The sequence below is a fragment of the Erwinia sp. 1181_3 genome, assembly GCF_052824965.1.
The window spans coordinates 500869-522733 of record NZ_VTDE01000002.1 but is presented as its reverse complement, the minus strand read 5'-3'; the positions used below and the strand labels follow the sequence as shown (position 1 = coordinate 522733).

The 21865-nt window shown below is 52.7% G+C and carries 14 protein-coding genes; 7 read left to right on the top strand and 7 right to left on the bottom strand.

Annotated features, from left to right (window positions below; genetic code table 11):
* Nucleotides 1–25: 25 nt before the first annotated feature.
* The 3 genes from cydC to trxB form a co-directional block, all read right to left on the bottom strand.
* Nucleotides 26–1756 (bottom strand): heme ABC transporter ATP-binding protein/permease CydC, encoded by a 1731-nt coding sequence (gene cydC, locus FY046_RS06770; RefSeq protein WP_446185897.1) that lies wholly within the window; start codon nucleotides 1754–1756, stop codon nucleotides 26–28.
* Complete coding sequence (gene cydD, locus FY046_RS06765) at nucleotides 1753–3522, bottom strand: heme ABC transporter permease/ATP-binding protein CydD (RefSeq protein ID WP_446185896.1); 1770 nt, start codon at nucleotides 3520–3522, stop codon at nucleotides 1753–1755. Before cydD ends, cydC begins: the two co-directional genes overlap by 4 nt.
* A gap of 147 nt (nucleotides 3523–3669) precedes the next feature.
* Nucleotides 3670–4635 (bottom strand): thioredoxin-disulfide reductase, encoded by a 966-nt coding sequence (gene trxB, locus FY046_RS06760; protein WP_159337136.1) that lies wholly within the window; start codon nucleotides 4633–4635, stop codon nucleotides 3670–3672.
* 523 nt (nucleotides 4636–5158) lie between these two features.
* Between trxB and lrp the strand changes: the two genes are divergently transcribed.
* The 6 genes from lrp to FY046_RS06730 all read left to right on the top strand — a co-directional run bounded on the left by lrp (nucleotide 5159) and on the right by FY046_RS06730 (nucleotide 14164).
* The gene (gene lrp / locus FY046_RS06755; RefSeq protein ID WP_133841047.1) at nucleotides 5159–5653 is read left to right on the top strand and encodes a leucine-responsive transcriptional regulator Lrp; all 495 of its coding nucleotides are present in this window, start codon (nucleotides 5159–5161) and stop codon (nucleotides 5651–5653) included.
* 119 nt (nucleotides 5654–5772) lie between these two features.
* On the top strand, nucleotides 5773–9132 hold the full coding sequence (locus FY046_RS06750; protein WP_133841046.1) for a DNA translocase FtsK 4TM domain-containing protein: 3360 nt from the start codon (nucleotides 5773–5775) through the stop codon (nucleotides 9130–9132).
* A 197-nt stretch (nucleotides 9133–9329) separates the two neighbouring features.
* A complete protein-coding gene (gene lolA, locus FY046_RS06745) occupies nucleotides 9330–9941 on the top strand; it encodes an outer membrane lipoprotein chaperone LolA (RefSeq protein WP_133841045.1) in 612 nt (203 codons plus the stop codon).
* 7 nt (nucleotides 9942–9948) lie between these two features.
* Nucleotides 9949–11292, top strand: a complete 1344-nt coding sequence (locus tag FY046_RS06740; protein ID WP_167864862.1) for a replication-associated recombination protein A — start codon at nucleotides 9949–9951, stop codon at nucleotides 11290–11292.
* 96 nt (nucleotides 11293–11388) lie between these two features.
* Nucleotides 11389–12681 (top strand): serine--tRNA ligase, encoded by a 1293-nt coding sequence (serS, locus tag FY046_RS06735; protein WP_133841043.1) that lies wholly within the window; start codon nucleotides 11389–11391, stop codon nucleotides 12679–12681.
* A gap of 328 nt (nucleotides 12682–13009) precedes the next feature.
* Nucleotides 13010–14164 (top strand): MFS transporter, encoded by a 1155-nt coding sequence (locus FY046_RS06730; protein ID WP_212815953.1) that lies wholly within the window; start codon nucleotides 13010–13012, stop codon nucleotides 14162–14164.
* Between the two features lie 64 nt (nucleotides 14165–14228).
* Here FY046_RS06730 and pflA read toward each other — a convergent pair whose 3' ends face one another.
* From pflA to ycaO, 4 genes are all read right to left on the bottom strand, one after another.
* A complete protein-coding gene (pflA, locus tag FY046_RS06725; protein ID WP_133841041.1) occupies nucleotides 14229–14969 on the bottom strand; it encodes a pyruvate formate lyase 1-activating protein in 741 nt (246 codons plus the stop codon).
* Nucleotides 14970–15105: 136 nt separating this feature from the next.
* Complete coding sequence (pflB, locus tag FY046_RS06720; protein WP_133841040.1) at nucleotides 15106–17388, bottom strand: formate C-acetyltransferase; 2283 nt, start codon at nucleotides 17386–17388, stop codon at nucleotides 15106–15108.
* 89 nt (nucleotides 17389–17477) lie between these two features.
* On the bottom strand, nucleotides 17478–18335 hold the full coding sequence (focA, locus tag FY046_RS06715) for a formate transporter FocA (RefSeq protein WP_159337134.1): 858 nt from the start codon (nucleotides 18333–18335) through the stop codon (nucleotides 17478–17480).
* A gap of 369 nt (nucleotides 18336–18704) precedes the next feature.
* The gene (gene ycaO / locus FY046_RS06710; protein ID WP_159337133.1) at nucleotides 18705–20462 is read right to left on the bottom strand and encodes a 30S ribosomal protein S12 methylthiotransferase accessory factor YcaO; all 1758 of its coding nucleotides are present in this window, start codon (nucleotides 20460–20462) and stop codon (nucleotides 18705–18707) included.
* Between the two features lie 309 nt (nucleotides 20463–20771).
* Between ycaO and serC the strand changes: the two genes are divergently transcribed.
* A complete protein-coding gene (gene serC, locus FY046_RS06705; protein WP_133841037.1) occupies nucleotides 20772–21857 on the top strand; it encodes a 3-phosphoserine/phosphohydroxythreonine transaminase in 1086 nt (361 codons plus the stop codon).
* The last annotated feature ends 8 nt before the right edge of the window (nucleotides 21858–21865 follow it).

The following is a 21865-nucleotide window of genomic DNA, read 5'->3' as shown; positions in this document are numbered from 1 at the left end:
TACTCATCAGCACGAGAGGTAATGACTATAGCGCAAAGCGCTGCAGAAATGTCCAGTATCGGCCCTGTTTTGAGACTAATTCCTGGTGATTGCCTTGTTCAATAATCTGGCCGCTATCCATAACACAAATTCGATCGAAATGTGCCAGACCCCGCAGACGGTGCGTCACCATAATCAGGGTTTTCCCGCGGGCGACCTGGCGCAGCAAAGCCAGGATCTGCTGTTCGGTTTCCGCATCCAGGCCTTCCGTCGGTTCATCCAGTAACATTAAATCGCCGCCGTGCAGCAACGCGCGCGCCAGACCCAGTCGGCGCAGCTCCCCACCGGAAAGCTGACGACCGCCTTCACCCAGCCAGGCATTGAGTCCCTGATCATTATCCAGCAGTGTCTCCAGCCCGACCTGATGAAGGGCATCACACAGCTGCTCATCGCGGCATGCCGGTGCGGCCAGCAGCAGATTGTCACGCAGGCTGGCGCTGAACAGATGCACACGCTGGGTGACCACGCTGGTGCGGGCACGTAAATCGGCTTCACTCCAGTCAGTCAGCGGTTGACCATTCAACAGGATAGTCCCTTGTTGCGGATCCCAGGCGCGGGTGAGTAGTTGCAACAGCGTGGACTTGCCGCAGCCAGTCCGACCGAGCAGGGCGATATGTTCGCCAGCGCCAATCTCAAGCGTCAGCCCGGCAAGTGCGTACGGGCCTTCGCCGTAACGGAAGCTGACATCACTCAGGCTCAGCGCCGCACCAGCACTCTGTAATGTTCCACTTTCCGCTGTGAAGTTAACGGCCGGTCGCTGTTCGATAATCTGTGAAACGCGTTTTGCTGAGGCGATAACGTGGCCGAGATGCTGGAATGCAGTACCGACCGGTGCCAGCGCTTCAAAGGCCGCCAGCGCACAGAAGACAAACAGCGCAATGTAAGCACCAGGATAAGGATCGCCGCCGATGCCAACAGCACTTAACCACAACAGCAGCGTGACGGCGATGCCACCCATCAACATCACCAGTCCCTGAGACATCCCGGTCAGGCTCGCCTGACGCTGTTGCGCAGCCAGCCAGTTCTGCTCGGTGGCATTCATTGTGCTGCGGAACTGGCTGGCAGCCCCATACAGACTTAATTCGGCTTGCCCCTGAAGCCAGCGGGTCAGGCCGCTGCGATATTCGCCACGCAGGCGAGTTAAATCAGCGCCTACCGGCAGCCCGGCACGGTAAAACACAGGAGGGATAACAATCAGCGTCAGCAGCATCAGTGCGCCAAGGGTCAGTGCCAGACTGGTATCCAGCCAGCTCAGGCCGATCGTCACCACCACAATGACGGCCAGCGCCCCCACCAACGGTGAAATGACACGCAGATAGAGATGATCCAGCGTATCCACATCCGCCACCAGACGGTTGAGCAAGTCGCCTTCACGGAAACGGGCGATACCGGCAGGAGAGAGCGGCAGCAGCTTGCTGAAGGTGAATACCCGCAGATGCTGAAGCACACGGAAGGTAGTGTCGTGGCTGACCAGGCGCTCCAGGTAGCGTGCCACCGTACGGCTGATTGCCGTGCCGCGAACCCCGGCGGCAGGAAGCATATAGTTAAAGCTGTAGATCCCGGCGACGCCCGCCAGAGACGTCGCGGCGAGGAACCAGCCCGACAGCGTCAGCAGGCCGATACTGGCCAGTAGCGTCAGCACAGCCAGCACAATGCCCGCCAGTAACCGCAGGATATGGCGACGATAGAGTCTTAAAAACGGCAGCAGGGTTTTCATTCGAGCGATCCTCCTCGCTGGGCCATCAGGTCTGCAAATGGGCCTGGTTGATGGGCCAGAGCCTCCCTGCTTCCTGTCTGAACAATTTCGCCTTTGCGCATCAGCCAGATTTCATCCCACTGATCCAGGCGATCGAGCTGGTGGGTGATCAGCAGCGTACTCTGGGCATGAGAAGCCTGTAACAGCGCGTGATTAACATGCTGTTCACTGTGCGCATCGAGGCTGGCATCAGGTTCATCCAGCAGCAGCAGCTGGCAGGGCTTCATCAACGCACGTGCAACGGCAACACGCTGCGCCTGGCCAACAGAAAGCCCCGCAGCCTGATCACCGGTTTCACTGTCAAGACCCGCGGGTAACTGTGAGAGGAATTCATTCACACCAGCCAGTGCCAGCACCTGGTGCAGACGGGCTTCATCGCTATTACCGCTCAGCAAAATGTTCTGCCGCAGTGTACCGGCGGGAAGGTGCGGGTTTTGGCCCACCCAGGCCAGCTGCAGCTGCCAGTGCGGCAGAGCGATATCTCGCAGCTCTGTGCCATTAATCAGCAGCGAACCGCGATAGGGCAGGTAGCCGAGCAGCACATTCATCAGCGAAGTTTTGCCCGCACCGCTTTGCCCGACCAGCGCCACGCGTTGTCCCGGTTGTAAAGTAAAACTCAGTGGACCCGCAAGCGGTGTGCCTTCTGCCGTAGTGATGACCAGATCCTGGGCCACCAGACTCAATCCATTACTCAGGTCCGGAGTCAGCGATCCACGTTCAACTGAGGCAGACTCACTCTCTTCAAGGAAGGTTTGCAGCGCATCGGCGGCGCCAATCGCCTGTGCCTTGGCATGGTAGTAAGTCCCAAGGTCACGCAGTGGCTGGTAAAATTCAGGGGCGAGTATCAGCACGAGGAACCCGGCAAACAGGGTAACCGGGGTGCTGTAGTGACCAAAATTGAAGACGCCAAGATAAGAGAAACCGAAATAGACCGCGATCAGGGCAATGGAGATTGACGCGAAGAACTCCAGCACCGCCGAGGACAGAAACGCCATGCGCAGCACTTCCATGGTGCGCAGACGGAACTGCTCGGACGCTTCTGCGATGGTGGCGGTTTCAGCCTGTGCGCGGTGAAACAGACGTAACGTTTCCAGCCCGCGCAGACGGTCAAGGAACTGACCGCTCAGACGTGCCAGTGCCTGAAAGTTACGGCGGTTTGCATCGGCAGCACCCATTCCCACCATTGCCATAAATAAGGGGATCAATGGTGCAGTCGCCAGCAGGATCAGCGAGGCTGCCCAGTTCACCGGGAACAGCAGGATCAGTACCAGCAATGGGATGATCCCCGCCAGCATCATCTGCGGCAAATAGCGCGCATAGTAATCCTGCATCTCCTCAATCTGTTCCAGCAGCAATGTGGCCCAGCTCCCGGCGGGTTTACCCTGAATCCAGGCGGGCCCGAGATCAGACAGACGGTTCAATACCTGACGGCGCAGGGTCTGGCGGATAGCCTGGCCGGTTTTGAAACCGATCTTTTCGCGCAGCCATGCCAGAAAGGCACGACCCGCAAAGCAGGCCAGTAGCAGAATAAAATGCAGCAGCTGGCTATCACGCGGCTGATGGTCAATCAGCAGGGCCTGAAGCAGCGAGGCAAGAAACCAGGCCTGGGCTAAGATCAGCAGGGCGCTCAATGTGCCTAGCAGGTATGAGAGGCGCAGCCAGCGATGGCCATGCACACTCTGACTTTTCAGCCAGCGGGTGAGTTGTTGTTGTCGTGTTTTATTCATCTGTTGCCGTATTGCCCTGACGTAAACAGTAGTGAGGCAAAGGCCCCAGGAAGATAGGTGTCAAGCGCGGCAATGTTACAATGCGGAGGATAAAAAGGCGACAATTGCTCGTCGCCTTAGGCAAGATTAGCTCAGAGTTTTAACAACTTACTGATTATTTTTAACTAAACCGTCAAGATAACGCTCTGCGTCCAGGGCGGCCATACAGCCCGTTCCGGCAGAGGTAATCGCCTGGCGGTAAATATGGTCCATCACATCACCTGCTGCGAATACGCCCGGAATGCTGGTCTGCGTGGCATTACCCTGAAGTCCGGACTGGACTTTGATGTAACCATTTTCCAGTGCTAACTGACCATTAAAGATAGCGGTGTTCGGGCTGTGACCGATAGCAACGAACAAGCCTGCGACTTCCAGTGTTTTAGTCTGATCGTCTTTGGTGGAGCGCAGACGCAATGAGCTGACGCCCATCTGATCGCCCAGCACTTCATCCAGCGTGTGGTCAGTATGCAGCACGATATTGCCGTTTTTGACCTTTTCATTCAGACGGTCAATCAGGATTTTTTCCGCACGGAAGCTATCGCGACGGTGGATCAGATGCACTTCGGCGGCGATATTCGCCAGATAAAGCGCTTCTTCCACTGCGGTGTTACCACCGCCAATCACCGCGACTTTTTGGTTACGGTAGAAGAAACCGTCACAGGTGGCGCAGGCTGAAACACCGCGACCTTTGAACGCTTCCTCTGAAGGCAGACCCAGGTAACGAGCGGATGCACCGGTAGCAATAATCAGTGCATCAGCAGTGTACACACCTTCATCGCCGGTCAGCCGGAACGGGCGGTTTTGCAGATCCACGCTGTGGATATGATCGAAAATGATCTCGGTGTTAAATTTCACCGCGTGCTCGTGCATGCGTTCCATCAGCAGTGGCCCGGTCAGCTCGTTCGGATCGCCTGGCCAGTTTTCCACGTCGGTGGTGGTGGTCAGCTGACCCCCTTTTTCCAGACCGGTGATCAGCACCGGGTTGAGGTTAGCGCGGGCTGCATACACGGCAGCGGTATAACCTGCCGGGCCCGAGCCCAGAATCAGTAATTTACTGTGTTTAGCCGTACCCATGAGACCCTCATTAATTGACTGGCAAACCTATACCCGGATTGTAGGGAATTTAGCGAGGCAAAAAAAGCATTCTGCGATTTTGTTAACAATTAATGAAAAAGGTCTGGCCAATCGTTGTCCGTATGACAGGGTGAGGGTGGAAAAATAGCATTTCAGCCATTTTTTGTCATTTTGGCGACAAAATTGTCATTGAAAAACAGAGAGACAGCATTCGCTTTGGCATGTTGTACTGATTTTGTTTGTTTTGCTTTGACAATCGGCTGCGCTTTTGCGAAAACATTATGGGAAGCAGAGTGTATTTGGTCACCTAAGTCAGGGTTTCATCCCGGATTTTGCGTTTATCGCCCGATATACTCAGCCTGTTATTTGGAATGACGCATGGTGTGGACAGACAACATGCGTCATGCAGATAGAGCGTTTAATACCGCGACAGGCTCGATGTCTTCACTTAGATCAACCCTGTTACATTGAGTCGTTCAGGGTATGGCAGGTAAAGGGAAGAAATTTAAGAGAGACAATAATAATGGTAGACAATAAAAAACGGCCGGGTAAAGATCTCGACAGAATTGACCGCAACATCCTGAATGAACTGCAGAAAGATGGGCGTATTTCTAACGTCGAGCTTTCCAAGCGCGTAGGCCTATCACCCACGCCGTGCCTTGAGCGCGTTCGCCGTCTGGAGCGACAGAACTTCATTCTCGGCTACACTGCTCAGTTAAATCCGCACTATCTGGATGCATCACTTCTGGTATTCGTTGAGATTACTCTGAATCGTGGTGCGCCTGATGTGTTTGAGCAGTTTAACGCCGCAGTACAAAAACTTGAGGAAACTCAAGAGTGTCACCTCGTTTCCGGTGATTTTGACTATCTGCTAAAAACCCGTGTTCCAGATATGTCTGCGTACCGTAAATTGCTGGGCGAAACCTTGCTACGTCTGCCGGGTGTGAACGATACCCGTACTTATGTGGTCATGGAAGAAGTGAAACAAAGTAACCGGTTAGTGATTAAAACCCGGTAACACAGGGCAGGTGCAAAACCTGTTAGTTTTCGGTACACTCCTGTGAATTCATACAGGTTCAGCGCCGGGCATGCCCGGCGCTGTTACCTCCATAGTTTACAGGCACCTGGAGAGTACTCTTGAGCCAGGAATACACAGAAGATAAAGACGTTTCGTTAGAACCGTTGAGCAGCGGGCGTCGCCTGCTGGAAGCGCTATTAATTGTTGTTGCTCTTTTCGCCATTTATCTGATGGTGGCGCTGGTGAGCTTCAATCCTTCCGATCCCAGTTGGTCACAAACCGCCTGGCACGAACCTATCCACAACATCGGTGGTGGCGTTGGGGCGTGGCTTGCAGATACGCTATTCTTCATCTTTGGCGTGATGGCTTATGCGCTTCCTCCCGTGATTTTAGGCCTGTGCTGGATCACGTTCAGCCGACGCCACTTCCAGGATTACATTGACTATTTTGCCGTTGGTTTGCGCATGATTGGCGTGCTGGCGCTGGTGGTTACTTCCTGTGGTCTGGCCGCATTGAATGCTGACGATATTTGGTATTTTGCGTCGGGTGGTGTGATTGGCAGCTTGTTAAGCAATGCGATGGCTCCCTATTTTAGCGGGCCGGGCGGCACGCTAACCCTGCTGTGCATCTGGGCAGCGGGGCTGACGCTCTATACCGGCTGGTCATGGCTGACGATTGCCGAGAAGATTGGTGGCGTGGTGATGGGAGTACTGACTTTCGCCAGTAATCGCTCACGTGCTGATGAGAAATGGCATGAAGAAGACGATGAAGATGAAGTGGATGCGCCGGTAGCGGTACGCAGTGCACCGATGCATGCTGACGATCACGACGACGTACTGCTGACGAAACCACAGCCTGTTCACGCAGATGATGAGGAGGGCGAGCAGGACGATCCGCTGCTGGCCAAACCGACATCCAGCGATGTTGTTTCGGTTCCTGCGCAGCAATCTGCGATTGCCCCCGTTGCGCCGGTCATTGCTCCTGCTCAGGAATACGCAGCCCAGGCTGAGGTGCAGGTTTCCACACCAGTGGCACCGCCACAACCATCGCTCTATCGTTTTGAAGTGCCAGCAGAAGCCAGGACGCCAGCGCCTTCGCTACCGGTTGATGAAGAAGACGGTCCGCAGATGGGCAACTGGCAGGATACCTCAGCGGCTTCGCCGTTTGATTTCTCCACACCACATGCCTCTCATCCAGCCTCAGTAGCTGCTGCTGCAACCGGAGCTGCGCTTGGTGCTGTTGCACAGTCAGCCAGCAGTAATATGCCGTTTATGCCGGGCTTTACGGCAACCAGTGGCGACGATCTTAATCCCCAGGTTAAGCAGGGTATCGGCCCTGAACTGCCGCGCCCAAATCCAGTAAAATTGCCGACACGCCGCGAATTGGCTTCTTACGGCATTAAGTTGCCTTCGCAGCGCATGGCGGAAGAAAAAGCCAAAGAGCAGGAGTCCCTGCAGCCAGAGGTTGCTGAAGGAGATGCCTGGCAGGCTGTCACGCCTGACGAGCAGGATGATGCGGAACAGGCACAGCTACGTGAAGCGTTCCTGGCACGGGAACAGCAGCGTTACGGCGAAGAGTTTGCTGCTGAAGATGAAGAAGCACTACAACAGGCGGCGCTGGCGCGTCAGTTTGCTGAACAGCAGCAGCAGCGTTATGCCGCCGAAACGTCAGGCCAAAGCCCAACCTTTACGCTTGATACCTCCGGTGCTTTCGATTTCTCACCGATGGACGATCTGGTCAATGACGGCCCGACTGAGCCATTGTTTACGCTGTCGGCAGCACCGGAAACAGAGTCCGTTGCCCCCGTTCAGTCACAGTGGCAACAGCCCGAAGAGGCGCAACCGCAGGCTCCCATTGCGCAGACTTCTCCTGCATGGCAACCCGCTGCTGCACCTCCTGTGACGGCCCAGCCAGTGAAGCCGCAAGAACCGGATATGGACAGTTTGATCCATCCGTTCCTGATGCGTCATGAGCAGCCAACGTACAAACCAACCACGCCGCTGCCAACGCTCGATTTGTTAGCGTCGCCGCCAGCCGAAACGGAACCGGTAGACCAGTTTGCGCTTGAGCAGACCGCTCGTTTGATTGAGGCACGGCTGGCTGACTATCGCGTGAAGGCTGAGGTGGTTGGGTACTCACCGGGTCCTGTTATCACCCGCTTTGAGCTGGATTTGGCGCCGGGCGTAAAAGCTGCGCGTATCTCTAACCTGTCGCGGGATCTGGCTCGCTCATTGTCAGCTGTTGCCGTGCGTGTGGTGGAAGTCATCCCTGGTCGTCCATATGTGGGGCTGGAGTTGCCTAATCTGAATCGCCAGACGGTTTATCTGCGAGAAGTGCTGGATTGCCCGGCATTCCGTGATAATCCCTCCCCGTTGTCGATTGTGCTGGGCAAAGATATTTCCGGCGATCCAGTGGTAGCCGATTTGGGCAAAATGCCTCACCTGCTGGTTGCCGGTACGACCGGTTCCGGTAAGTCGGTAGGCGTTAATGCCATGATCCTCAGTATCTTGTATAAAGCCACGCCAAAAGAAGTGCGCTTTATTATGATCGACCCGAAAATGCTCGAATTGTCGGTGTATGAAGGCATTCCACATCTGTTAACCGATGTGGTCACCGACATGAAAGATGCGGCCAATGCGTTGCGCTGGTGTGTGGTTGAGATGGAGCGTCGTTACAAGCTGATGTCGGCACTGGGTGTGCGTAACATCGCGGGCTATAACGAGAAGGTGGATATGGCTGAGGCGATGGGGCGTCCCATCCCTGACCCGTTCTGGAAGCCAACCGACAGCATGGATATGACACCACCGGTACTGGAAAAAGAGCCTTATATCGTGGTGATGGTGGATGAGTTTGCAGACCTGATCATGACCGTCGGCAAAAAAGTGGAAGAACTGATCGCACGTCTGGCACAGAAAGCACGTGCGGCGGGGATTCATCTGGTGCTGGCCACACAGCGACCTTCTGTGGATGTGATCACCGGTCTGATTAAGGCCAATATTCCGACACGTATTGCCTTTACGGTATCCAGTAAAATTGACTCACGTACCATTCTCGATCAGTCGGGTGCAGAATCTTTGCTGGGCATGGGTGACATGCTGTATCTGGCACCTAACTCTTCTATTCCGGTCCGAGTCCATGGTGCCTTTGTTCGCGACCAGGAAGTGCATGCCGTCGTGAAAGACTGGAAGGCACGCGAACGTCCTCAGTATAAAGAAGGTATCCTTAGCGGCGGCGACGATACTGAATCGGGTGCGGGTGGCGTTGACGGTGACGAAGAGCTGGACCAGTTGTTCGACCAGGCCGTTGAGTTCGTTGTCGACAAGCGTCGCGCCTCGATTTCCGGCGTTCAGCGGCAATTCCGTATCGGTTATAACCGTGCTGCGCGTATCATTGAACAGATGGAAGCGCAGGGAATTGTTTCGTCACCGGGGCATAACGGGAACCGCGAGGTGCTGGCACCACCTCCGCATGAGCGTTAAGTCTTCTTGTTTCGCTCACCATCAACGGGTCAGGCACTGCCTGGCCCGTTGAATTCCTGACAGCAGTCCCAATATTTGTAGGATACGGACTGGGAGATTCAGTTTTTTCTCCTGTTGTTGTTATCAGCGCCTGGCTAAAGTTATCCACGTCACGCTTAACCCGAACGGGATACAAGAGTTTCAATAAGGATGCCGTAATGAAAAAATTAATGATTTCCTGCTGTGTGTTGGCTGCTTTTTCCTCGGTTACCGCCTGGGCTGATGCATCTGGCGATTTGCAGCAACGCCTGGATAAGGTGAAAAGTTTCCATGCCACGTTTAGTCAAAAAGTAACCGACAGCACCGGTGCATCGGTGCAGGATGGCGAAGGTGAGATGTGGGTTCAGCGTCCGAACCTGTTCAACTGGCATATGACAGCGCCGGATGAAAGCACCCTGATTTCCGATGGTAAAACGTTATGGTTCTACAATCCGTTTGTTGAGCAGGTTAGCGCCAGCTGGGTGAAAGATGCCACCAGCAATACCCCCTTTATGCTGATTGCACGTAACCAGGCGAGTGACTGGAAGCAATACAACGTTGCGCAAAAAGGGGATGACTTCTCTCTGACGCCAAAAAATGCTGATGGCAACCTGAAGCAGTTCACCATCAACGTGGCGACCAATGGCACCATCAATCAGTTCAGCGCGGTAGAGCAGGATGGGCAGCGCAGCAGTTATACGTTGAAAAGCCAGCAAAATGGCAGCATCAGTGCCGATAAGTTCAAGTTCACACCACCTAAGGGTGTAACTGTGGACGACCAGCGTCAGTGAGGTTTGCGTGAGTAACCTGTCCCTCGACTTTTCCCGTAATGAGTTTCAGCCTCTGGCCGCGCGTATGCGGCCACGTACGCTGGCCGAGTATATTGGCCAACAGCATCTGCTGGCAGCGGGTAAACCGCTGCCGCGCGCTATTGAGGCGGGTCATCTTCACTCGATGATTCTATGGGGACCGCCGGGGACGGGGAAAACCACGCTGGCCGAAATTATCGGTCACTATGGACAGGCTGACGTTGAGCGCATTTCCGCTGTCACCTCCGGGGTGAAAGAGATCCGTGAGGCGATTGAGCGTGCGAGGCAAAACCGCAATGCAGGTCGGCGTACCATCCTGTTTGTTGATGAAGTTCACCGTTTTAATAAAAGCCAGCAAGATGCTTTTCTGCCACATATTGAAGATGGCACCATTACCTTTATCGGTGCCACAACGGAAAATCCCTCATTCGAACTGAATTCAGCGCTGTTATCGCGTGCCCGCGTGTATCTGTTGAAATCTCTGACCACGGAAGACATTGCTGCCGTGCTGAACCAGGCGATGCAAGACGGTGAGCGTGGCTATGGTAATGACAACATCATCCTGCCTGAAAATACCCGCAATATGATTGCTGAGCTGGTCAACGGCGATGCGCGCCGCGCGCTGAATACGCTGGAAATGATGGCCGATATGGCTGAGGTGAATAGCAAAGGCAAGCGTGAACTGACGCCGCAGTTGCTCAATGAAGTGTCTGGCGAGCGTAGCGCACGCTTTGATAATAAAGGTGACCGTTTCTACGATCTCATATCGGCGCTGCACAAATCAGTGCGGGGGTCGGCCCCGGATGCGGCACTTTACTGGTATGCACGGATCATTACCGCAGGCGGTGATCCGCTGTATGTCGCGCGACGTTTGCTGGCTATCGCCTCCGAAGATGTTGGCAACGCGGATCCGCGTGGCATGCAGGTAGCGATCTCTGCCTGGGATTGTTTTACTCGTGTCGGCCCGGCAGAAGGTGAGCGGGCGATCGCCCAGGCGATTGTTTACCTGGCCTGCGCGCCAAAAAGCAACGCGGTGTATAACGCTTTCAAAGCGGCCATGCGTGATGCGCGTGAAAGCCCGGATTATGATGTTCCTGAACATTTACGTAATGCGCCAACCAAACTGATGAAAGAAATGGGGCTGGGAGCGGAATACCGTTATGCCCACGATGAACCTAACGCGTATGCAGCAGGTGAGGACTATTTCCCGGCGCAAATGGCACAAACCCGCTATTACCATCCGACCACGCGTGGGCTGGAAGGGAAGATTGGTGAAAAGCTCGCCTGGTTGATTGAACAGGATCAAAATAGCCCGACAAAACGCTACCGCTGACAGTGACGTTGCGGTAAGGTTAGCAATGAATTCAACGCATTCGATATGTCGGTGCGCCCCTTCTTTTTTAACTCAATCAATCATCACAGGACAAGCATGCTCGATCCCAATCTACTGCGTACTGAGCCAGACGCAGTCGCTGAAAAACTGGCACGCCGTGGCTATAAGCTGGACGTTGATACGCTGCGCGCACATGAAGAGCGTCGTAAAGTACTGCAGGTCGAAACTGAAAATCTGCAGGCAGAGCGTAACTCGCGATCCAAATCCATCGGGCAGGCCAAAGCACGTGGGGAAGACATCGAGCCATTGCGTCAGGAAGTGAACGTACTGGGCGAACGCCTGGACGCTGCAAAAGCAGAGCTGGATGCACTGTTGACCAGTATCAATGACTTTTCAATGGCCATTCCCAATATCCCTGCGGATGTAGTTCCACTGGGCAAAGATGACAGTGAAAACCAGGAAATCAGTCGCTGGGGTGAGCCGCGCAAGTTTGACTTCGCGGTGCGCGACCACGTTGAGCTGGGCGAAATGGCCGCAGGCCTCGATTTTGCCGCCGCAGTTAAACTGACCGGTTCACGTTTTATCGTGATGAAAGGCCAGATTGCACTGATGCATCGTGCTTTGAGCCAGTTCATGCTCGATCTGCATACCGAGCAGCATGGCTACCTGGAAACCTACGTACCTTACCTGGTGAATCATGCCAGCCTGTACGGCACGGGCCAGTTGCCTAAATTTGGCGAAGACCTGTTCCATACACGTCCGTTGGAAGAAGAAGCCTCCAGCAGCAACTATGCTCTGATCCCGACCTCCGAAGTCCCGCTGACCAACCTGGTACGCGATGAGATTCTGGAAGAAGAATCACTGCCGATCAAAATGACCGCACATACGCCATGTTTCCGTTCCGAAGCTGGCGCGTATGGTCGTGACACTCGTGGTCTGATCCGCATGCATCAGTTCGATAAAGTTGAAATGGTGCATATTACACGCCCTGAAGACTCAATGGATGCGCTGGAAGAACTGGTGGGTCATGCAGAGAAAGTGCTGCAACTGCTGAACCTGCCATACCGTAAAGTACTGCTCTGTACTGGTGACATGGGCTTTGGTTCTCACAAAACTTACGATCTGGAAGTGTGGTTGCCAGCGCAGGATACCTACCGTGAGATCTCGTCCTGCTCCAATATGGGCGATTTCCAGGCGCGTCGTATGAAAGCGCGCTGCCGTCCACGTGGTGAGAAAGCAACACGCCTGGTACACACCCTGAATGGCTCTGGCCTGGCAGTGGGTCGTACTCTGGTTGCGGTGCTGGAAAACTACCAGCAGGCTGATGGCCGTATCGCCGTACCGGATGTTCTGCGTCCGTATATGAAAGGCCTGGAGTTTATTGGCTGATCCACGCACAGGTTCGAGGCTGTACCAGCAGGATAAGTCGCCCTGAACAGTGTTTTGAAAAACCCGCCACTGGCGGGTTTTTTATTGTCAGAGATTGAGCAAAAATAATGATGGATAATAGTGATGCTATTCTGACTTATTACATGTGAATTCAATAAGATAATTCCGTCGACAGTCCTCTGCTAAACAGCTCTAAGCCATTGAAGATAAAAATTTTAAATCGCGTAGCTACAAATCGTGCTATTGCCTTTTTATTGTGCTTTTCCAATCGTCTACTCAGTGGCATGATGCGCGCAAAATCTCCCTCGTTTTCGGTCCCCCAACTACTATGTCCACCTGGTCACGTCCTGTTTTGGTGCTGCTGTGCGGCTTGCTGCTGCTAACAGTCTCTATTGCTGTGCTCAATACGCTGGTGCCGCTCTGGCTCACGCATGATGCACTGCCGACCTGGCAGGTGGGGATGGTCAGCTCGTCATATTACTGCGGGAACCTGCTGGGAACGCTGATGGCGGGTTGGGTGATCAAACGCTATGGCTTTAACCGTAGCTACTATCTCGCCTCTCTGGTCTTTGCTCTGGCAACGCTGGCACTGGCGCTGGGTACCGGCTTCTGGTCCTGGACACTATGGCGCTTTGTGGCCGGTATTGGCTGTGCGCTGATCTGGGTTGTGGTGGAAAGTGCGCTGCTGTGTAACGGGACGCTGCGTAACCGTGGGCGACTGCTGGCTGCCTATATGATCATTTATTATATTGGCACGGTTATCGGGCAATTACTGGTCAGCAAAGTCTCGACTGAATTGATGCACGTTCTCCCCTGGGTCAGCAGTGTGATACTGGCGGCGGTTCTGCCATTGGTCTTTTGTCGTGTCACTGCCAGCCAGGAAGGTGACGAAGAAACACCTGCAGGGCGGCTGTGGCCGATGCTGCGCCGCCGTAATGCCCGTCTTGGTATCAATGGCTGTATTATTTCAGGCATTGTTCTGGGGTCGTTATATGGTCTGATGCCGCTTTACCTTTCGCATCAGGGGATGAGTGACTCAACGGTAGGTTACTGGATGGCGTTACTGGTGAGCGCCGGTATTATTGGCCAGTGGCCGGTAGGCCGCCTTGCCGATCGTTATGGGCGCCTTTTGGTGTTGCGGGTGCAGGTGTTTGTGGTGATCCTCGGCGCTCTGGCGATGCTGAGTAATGCTGCGATGGCACCTGCCTTGTTTATTCTCGGCTGTGCAGGCTTTACTCTTTATCCAGTGGCGATGTCCTGGGCGTGTGAAACCGTTGCCCACCATGAACTGGTTGCGATGAATCAGGCGCTGCTGCTGAGTTATACCGTTGGCAGTCTGGTGGGGCCGACGATGACCTCAATGTTGATGCAAAGCTATTCAGACCGCTTGCTGTTTGTAATGATTGCCGGGGTCGCAATGGTGTATCTGGCGATGTTGCTGCGTAAGGCCGATCACCACGCCAATCCTGTGGCACACGCATAAAACAGACATTAAAAAGGCTGACTTCTGGCCAGCCTTTTTAATCACTAAAATTGAGTCCGAACCGCTAATACATCACGTAGTGACCGTAGCTTTCGAGAATACTTTTGACCCGTTCCATCGTGTCGGCTTTCGGTGGATGAACGCCGTCCAGCTTGTACTCTTCCCCCATTGCCACCCACTTATGTTTGCCCAGTTCGTGATAGGGCAGCAGTTCGATTTTCTCAACATTGCCCATATCGCGTGTGAACTCACCCAGACGATGAGCCGATTCATCATCATCAGAATAGCCTGGCACAACAACATAGCGGATCCAGGTGCGAATGTTACGCTTGGACAGATAACGAGCAAAATCGAGTGTACGGTGGTTGGATACGCCGACCAGAATCTGGTGGACATCATCATTGATCTGCTTAAGGTCGAGCATCACCAGATCGGTAACGTCAAGCAGTTCGTCAATCACCGGGTCATAGCGGCGAACAAAACCGTTAGTATCCAGGCAGGTATTAATCCCTTCAGCTTTACAGGCACGGAACCAGTCACGTACGAATTCGGCTTGCAGGATAGCTTCCCCGCCTGACGCGGTAACACCACCGCCAGAAGCATTCATGAAGTGGCGATATGACACCACGTCTTTCATCAGTTCTTCTACGGTGATTTCTTTGCCGCCGTGCGTATCCCAGGTATCACGGTTATGGCAATACAGGCAGCGCATCAGGCAGCCCTGGAAGAAGGTGATAAAACGGATGCCGGGGCCGTCAACGGTCCCGCAGGATTCAAAAGAGTGGATGCGACCGAGTACTGACATTGCGATGAATTCTCCACGGTGACACAGTCTTTAGCTGTGTTAAGTCTGTTTTGGCAGGCGTCCGTATCAGGCGACTGACAAAACCGGCTGGTGGTGAGCAGGCCCCCTTACGGGAGCCTGTATAGAGCGCAGCGACTTACATAGACTGTGTAAAGGTACGTGTAATCACGTCCTGCTGCTGCTCTTTAGTCAGTGAGTTGAAGCGTACTGCATAGCCTGATACGCGAATGGTGAGCTGCGGGTATTTTTCCGGGTTCTCCATTGCTTCTAGTAGCATTTCACGGTTCATCACATTGACGTTCAAGTGTTGACCACCTTCGATGCTGGCTTCGTGATGGAAGTAACCATCCATCAGACCCGCAAGGTTGGTTTTGCGTACGTCGTCATTTTTGCCCAGTGCGTTTGGCACGATGGAGAAGGTGTAAGAGATACCATCTTTCGCGTAAGCAAACGGCAGTTTTGCAACCGAGGTAAGAGAGGCAACCGCACCTTTCTGATCGCGACCATGCATTGGGTTTGCACCTGGCCCGAATGGTGCGCCAGCACGACGTCCGTCCGGGGTATTACCCGTTTTCTTACCATACACCACGTTAGAGGTAATGGTCAGTACGGATTGAGTTGGCACTGCATTACGGTAGGTTTGCAGTTTCTGAATTTTCTTCATGAAACGTTCAACCAGGTCGCAGGCAATGTCATCCACACGTGAATCGTTGTTACCAAACTGCGGGTATTCACCTTCAATTTTGAAGTCTACAGCCAGACCATCTTCATCACGAATGGTGGATACTTTGGCGTATTTGATAGCAGACAGGGAGTCAGCCGCAACGGACAGACCTGCGATACCGCAAGCCATAGTACGGTAAACATCACGGTCATGCAGTGCCATCAGTGACGCTTCATAGCTGTATTTATCGTGCATATAGTGGATAACATTCAGCGCAGTGACGTACTGTTTTGCCAGCCAGTCCATAAAGTGATCCATACGGTTCATCACTTTATCGTAGTCCAGCACTTCATCCATCATTGGCGCTTCTTTTGGGCCAACCTGCATTTTCATTTTTTCATCCACGCCGCCGTTAATGGCATACAGCATGGTTTTCGCCAGGTTGGCACGTGCACCGAAGAACTGCATTTGTTTGCCGACGATCATCGGGCTTACGCAGCAGGCAATAGCGTAATCATCATTGTCAAAATCAGGGCGCATCAGATCATCATTCTCATACTGCAGAGAAGAGGTATCGATGGACACTTTTGCCGCGTATTTTTTGAAGTTCAGTGGCAGTTTTTCAGACCACAGAATGGTCATGTTTGGTTCCGGTGAAGGACCCATGGTGTAAAGGGTATTCAGGAAACGGAAGGTGTTTTTAGTCACCATGGTACGGCCGTCAACGCCCATACCTGCCAGTGATTCTGTCGCCCAGATTGGGTCACCTGAGAACAGTTCATCGTATTCAGGAGTACGCAGGAAACGTACCATACGCAGCTTCATCACCAGGTGGTCGATCAGTTCCTGTGCTTCCAACTCGTTAATCACGCCTGCTTTCAGGTCGCGTTCAAAGTAGATATCCAGGAAGGTCGATACGCGACCAAAGGACATCGCTGCACCGTTCTGGGATTTCACCGCAGCAAGGTAACCGAAGTAGGTCCACTGTACCGCTTCTTTTGCATTGGTAGCCGGACCAGAGATATCACAGCCATATTTTGCTGCCATCTCTTTAATCTGCTGGAGTGCGTGATGCTGGTCGGCAATTTCTTCGCGCAGGCGAATTGTCGCTTCCAGGTTAACACCGTTTTCCATATCGCTCTGCAGTGAGGTGAACTGAGCGAATTTATCTTTCATCAATGCATCGATACCGTACAGCGCTACACGGCGGTAGTCACCAATGATACGGCCACGACCGTATGCGTCAGGCAGACCCGTCAGCACACCTGATTTACGGCAGCGCATAATATCTGGAGTGTAGACATCGAATACACCCTGGTTATGGGTTTTACGGTATTCGGTGAAGATTTTTTTCACGGTAGGATCAAGTTCGCGGCCATACACTTTGCACGAACCTTCAACCATTTTAATTCCGCCGAAAGGGATCAGCGCGCGTTTCAGTGGAGCTTCTGTCTGCAGACCAACGATTTTTTCCAGGCTTTTATTGATATAGCCCGCATCATGAGAGGTAATGGTTGATGGCAGGTCGGTATCAAAGTCAACCGGTGCATGAGTGCGGTTTTCTTGTTTGATGCCTTCCATCACTTTGTCCCACAGGGCAGTTGTTGCCTCAGTGGCACCGGCCAGGAACGCTTCGTCGCCTTCATACGGTGTGTAGTTTTTCTGGATGAAGTCACGGACGTTAACGCTGGTCTGCCATTCGCCCTGTGCAAAGCTTTCCCAGGCTGTCGCCATTTTTTGATTAAGCTCGGTCATTTGATACCTACCTTATAACGTGAAGTTCGTTGTACGTTCCCGCCGTGTGACATCACACCGACGGTTGCAAAATTCTGTTAGTGGGTGAATCAGTGATGATCGCCATCACGCAGATAAATTACCCAGTAAGTTAAACCAACAAGCAAACCACCACCGATGATATTGCCCAGGGTAACCGGGATCAGGTTATCGGTAATAAAATGGCCAACGGTGAGGTGCGAAAACTGCTCTGCACTTGCTCCGGTAGCTTGCCAGAATTCGGGAGTCGCAAAGTCTTTAATGATGATCGCCATCGGGACGAGAAACATGTTGGCGATGCTGTGCTCAAATCCACTGGCAACAAACATCGCAACCGGCAGTACCATGGCAAACATTTTATCCATCAGACTACGACCGGAGTAACTCATCCATACTGCCATGCACACCATCAGATTCGCCAAAATGCCAAGGCAGACTGCTTCAGTGAAGGTATGGTGCATTTTGTGGTCAGCGGTTTGCAGGACATTCAGTCCCCAGGCACCGTTGGCCGCCATGTATTGCCCGGCAAACCAAATCAGAGCGACAAATAAGATGGCACCGATAAAGTTACCGACGTAGACGATAATCCAGTTGCGTGCGAGCTGCGCCCAACTGATACGACCGCTGGCTTTAGCAACCACGGTGAGAACAGTGGAAGTAAACAGGTCAGCACCGCAAACCACAACCAACATCAGACCCAGTGAAAAGCAGATACCACCAACCAGTTTTGCCAGCCCCCATGGGACAGCAGCCGTACCCGTTGTCGCAGTAATATAGAAAGCAAAGGCGATGGAAATGAAGACTCCAGCGGTAATTGCCAGAAAAAATGTGGTGAAGGGGTGTTTCGTTGCTTTATAGACACCTGCATCTTCAGCAACTTTCGCCATTTCTGACGGTAATAATAAATCAAAGGGGTTGCCAGCTTTCACACTAACGTCCTCCCAAAAGTAATCAGCGAGGAAAGTCTAACAAAGGAGTATAGGAAAGAATTTGATGTGGATCATATAGGCCCGGCTAATTCGCGGATAAGACCCTATTTTTATCATGGGTTTATTGTTTAAGTTGTTGTTTTTATTTAAATAAAACTTTTTTAATTATTAAAAAAATATTTGAGTCTCAGATGTGTTTCGCGAAAGAGTGGGTGAATAAACGAGAGTAAATATAGCCAGGTTGTAACAATTAAAAAGGTAACAGCCTGCGCTGTTACCTTTTATTAACCTGCAGATAGAGATCGGCTGCGGTGAAATAATCTTGTCTGTTTATAACCCCCTTTAACCGGGTGCTATTTTTATAGTCAATTATTTCCAGTAAAGACGTTTGGCCGCCTGAAGTTTTTCATAAGCCGCCAGCAGAGATTGGTGTGCCGGGAACGCTTTCAGATCGTTATCAACCGCCTGCAAACCATAAAATGGCGCTTCACCACTGATAGCTGCTGAAGCTGTGTCTACGGCTTCCTGCCCATACATACGGACGAATGCCGTATGATACTGCAAAGGGTCGCGACCTTCTTCCTGGCTCAATAACAGCAGTGTTTGCAGGCAGCGATAGTAGTTGGCGCGTTCGGCGCTGAAGATCGACTGATTGAACTCCATGGTCCATTCCGTCCAAATCAATGCCTGTTCCAGATCGCCTGCTGCCAGTGCTAACATCGCCTTAAGTTCACCAATACGCAGTGTGTACCAGCCGTTATCTTTACCCGTTGCAAGGCCCAGCAGTTCGCGTACACGTGTGAAGTCGTCATGGCCGTCTTCATCCAGCTGCTCCAGCAGAGACAGATAGTCTTCTTTTTCCCAGCTGCTTTCCGGCAGGCTGAGTAGTGTATCGCGCAGGTAAGCACCCATGCTGTTGTTCGCCAGCAGCAGGTCTTCTGCCGGGTAGATATCAGACATGCCCGGCACGATGATGCGGCAAGCGTACACATCCAGATGCTCATAGTCCGCGATGTAAACTTCCTGATCTTCTGACTTGAAGATGTCCATCAGTGTCGAGAACTCTTCTTCAGTGCTGCCTTTAAAGCTCCAGTCAACAAACGGATAATCGGCGTCATCCTTAAACATATCCCACGAGATCAGACCGCTGGAATCGATAAAGTGTGTTTCCAGGTTGGCGTGTTCCGCCACTTCTTCATCGTCGAAGGTCGGCGGTGTGAACACATCCAAATCTTTGAGGCCACGACCTTGAAGCAGTTCGGTGACGGTACGCTCAAGCGCTACGCCAAAGTCAGGGTGAGCACCAAAGGAGGCGAAGCACGTGCCATTAGCAGGGTTAAACAGCACCACACAGATAACAGGATATTTACCGCCCAGTGAGGCGTCGTAAGAGAAGATTGGGAAACCTTCTGCTTCCAGCGAGGCGATGGCTTCGACAACGCCCGGATAACGATTTAACACGTCTTGCGGAATGGCTGGCAGGCTGATTGATTCCGCGATAATACGGTTTTTAATATAGCGCTCGAATACCTCTGACAGCCCCTGAACGCGGGCTTCGTTGGCGGTATTACCGGCAGACATACCGTTTGATACATACAGGTTGCCGATAATGTTCATCGGGATGTAAACGGTTTGCTGATCCGACTGACGGGTAAACGGCAGGCCACAGATGCCGCGTGCGGCATTGCCCGACTGCAAGTCAACCAGTTCGCTGGCGCTCACTTCGTTTTCCGGGTCGTAGAATTTACGCAGTCGTGGATCCAGAATGCCTTCTGGCAATTGGTCATCTTCCGGCAGTGGGAACCACTTCTCGTTAGGGTAGTGAACGAAGTCGCCGTTAGCGATCTTCTCGCCTAACCAGAAGTCAGCGAAGAAATAGTTGGTGGACAGGCGTTCAAAGTATTCGCCCAGCGCAGAGGCCAGAGCCGCTTTTTTGCTCGCGCCTTTACCATTGGTAAAACACAGCGGGCAGTCGCGATCGCGGATATGAACTGACCAGACATTCGGGACCGGGTTCAGCCAGGATGCTTCTTCGATGTTGAAGCCAAGATCCTGCAGTTTTTGCTGAAAGCGTGCGATGGAAACTTCCAACGCGGCGTCTTTGCCTGGGATATAAGTTTGAGTCATTTTGCCCACTCGTTATTGATTGTGCGGAAAGCGCGCAATGATACGGGGTTTCCGGCGGAATCGCTATCCGACATCATTAATTTCATGAACGCAAGAATGCCATTTTAGGATGAAAAGATAACGGGTCTGTTTTTTAAACAGGAAAACACCTCACAAAATATCGTCTGCTGTTGCATTTCCCCTACAAGCTGTTGCGGTACAGGCCGGTGAACTGGTCGGTCGACCTGATAAATCATTGCAGCAACGGGGTGGCAATGATAAAACCGATAGAGGAATCAAAACCGATTGATCTGAAAGTGGTGAGGGGAAATGAGTCAGGTTTTCAATTTTAGCTCAGGCCCGGCTATGTTGCCGGTAGAAGTACTTCGTCGCGCTGAACAGGAACTCTGCAACTGGCAGGGTTTAGGAACCTCCGTAATGGAGATCAGCCACCGTAGTAAGGAATTTATTCAGGTCGCGGAAGAGGCTGAAAAAGATTTTCGTGATCTGCTGAAAATCCCCTCCAACTATAAAGTTTTATTCTGCCATGGCGGTGCACGCGCTCAGTTTGCTGCCATCCCGATGAATCTGTTGGGGCAGCATGCTACGGCGGACTATGTTGATGGCGGTTATTGGGCAGCCAGCGCAGTAAAAGAGGCTCAGAAATACTGCACGCCAAATGTGATCGATGCCAAAACGACGATTGATGGCCTGCGCGGTATCAAACCAATGAGCGAGTGGGCACTGTCTGATGATGCTGCCTACGTTCATTACTGCCCGAACGAAACGATCGACGGTATCGCTATCCCGGAAACCCCGGACTTTGGTGATAAAGTGGTAGTGGCCGATCTTTCTTCCACGATTCTGTCGTCCCCGATCGATGTTAGTCGTTACGGCGTGTTGTATGCCGGCGCACAGAAAAATATTGGTCCTGCCGGGTTAACACTGGTCGTTGTGCGTGAAGATCTGTTGGGTCAGGCGCGTAAAGAATTGCCTTCCATCCTGGATTATAAGGTCCTGGCGGATAACGAATCTATGTTCAACACGCCACCGACCTTTGCCTGGTATCTGTCCGGCTTGGTGTTTAAGTGGCTGAAAGAGCAGGGCGGCGTGGCGGAACTGGATAAACGTAACCAGGCAAAAGCCGATCTGCTGTATGGCACCATCGATAACAGCAGTTTCTATCGCAACGATGTGGTAGCCGCTAACCGTTCACGTATGAACGTACCCTTCCAACTGGCTGATGCCACACTGGACAAACTGTTCCTTGAAGAGTCATTTGCAGCAGGTCTGCATGCTCTGAAAGGCCACCGTGTGGTCGGCGGCATGCGTGCTTCGATCTACAATGCGATGCCGTTGCAGGGCGTGAAAACGCTCACCGATTTTATGGTCGACTTCGAACGTCGCCACGGCTAAGGTACGCC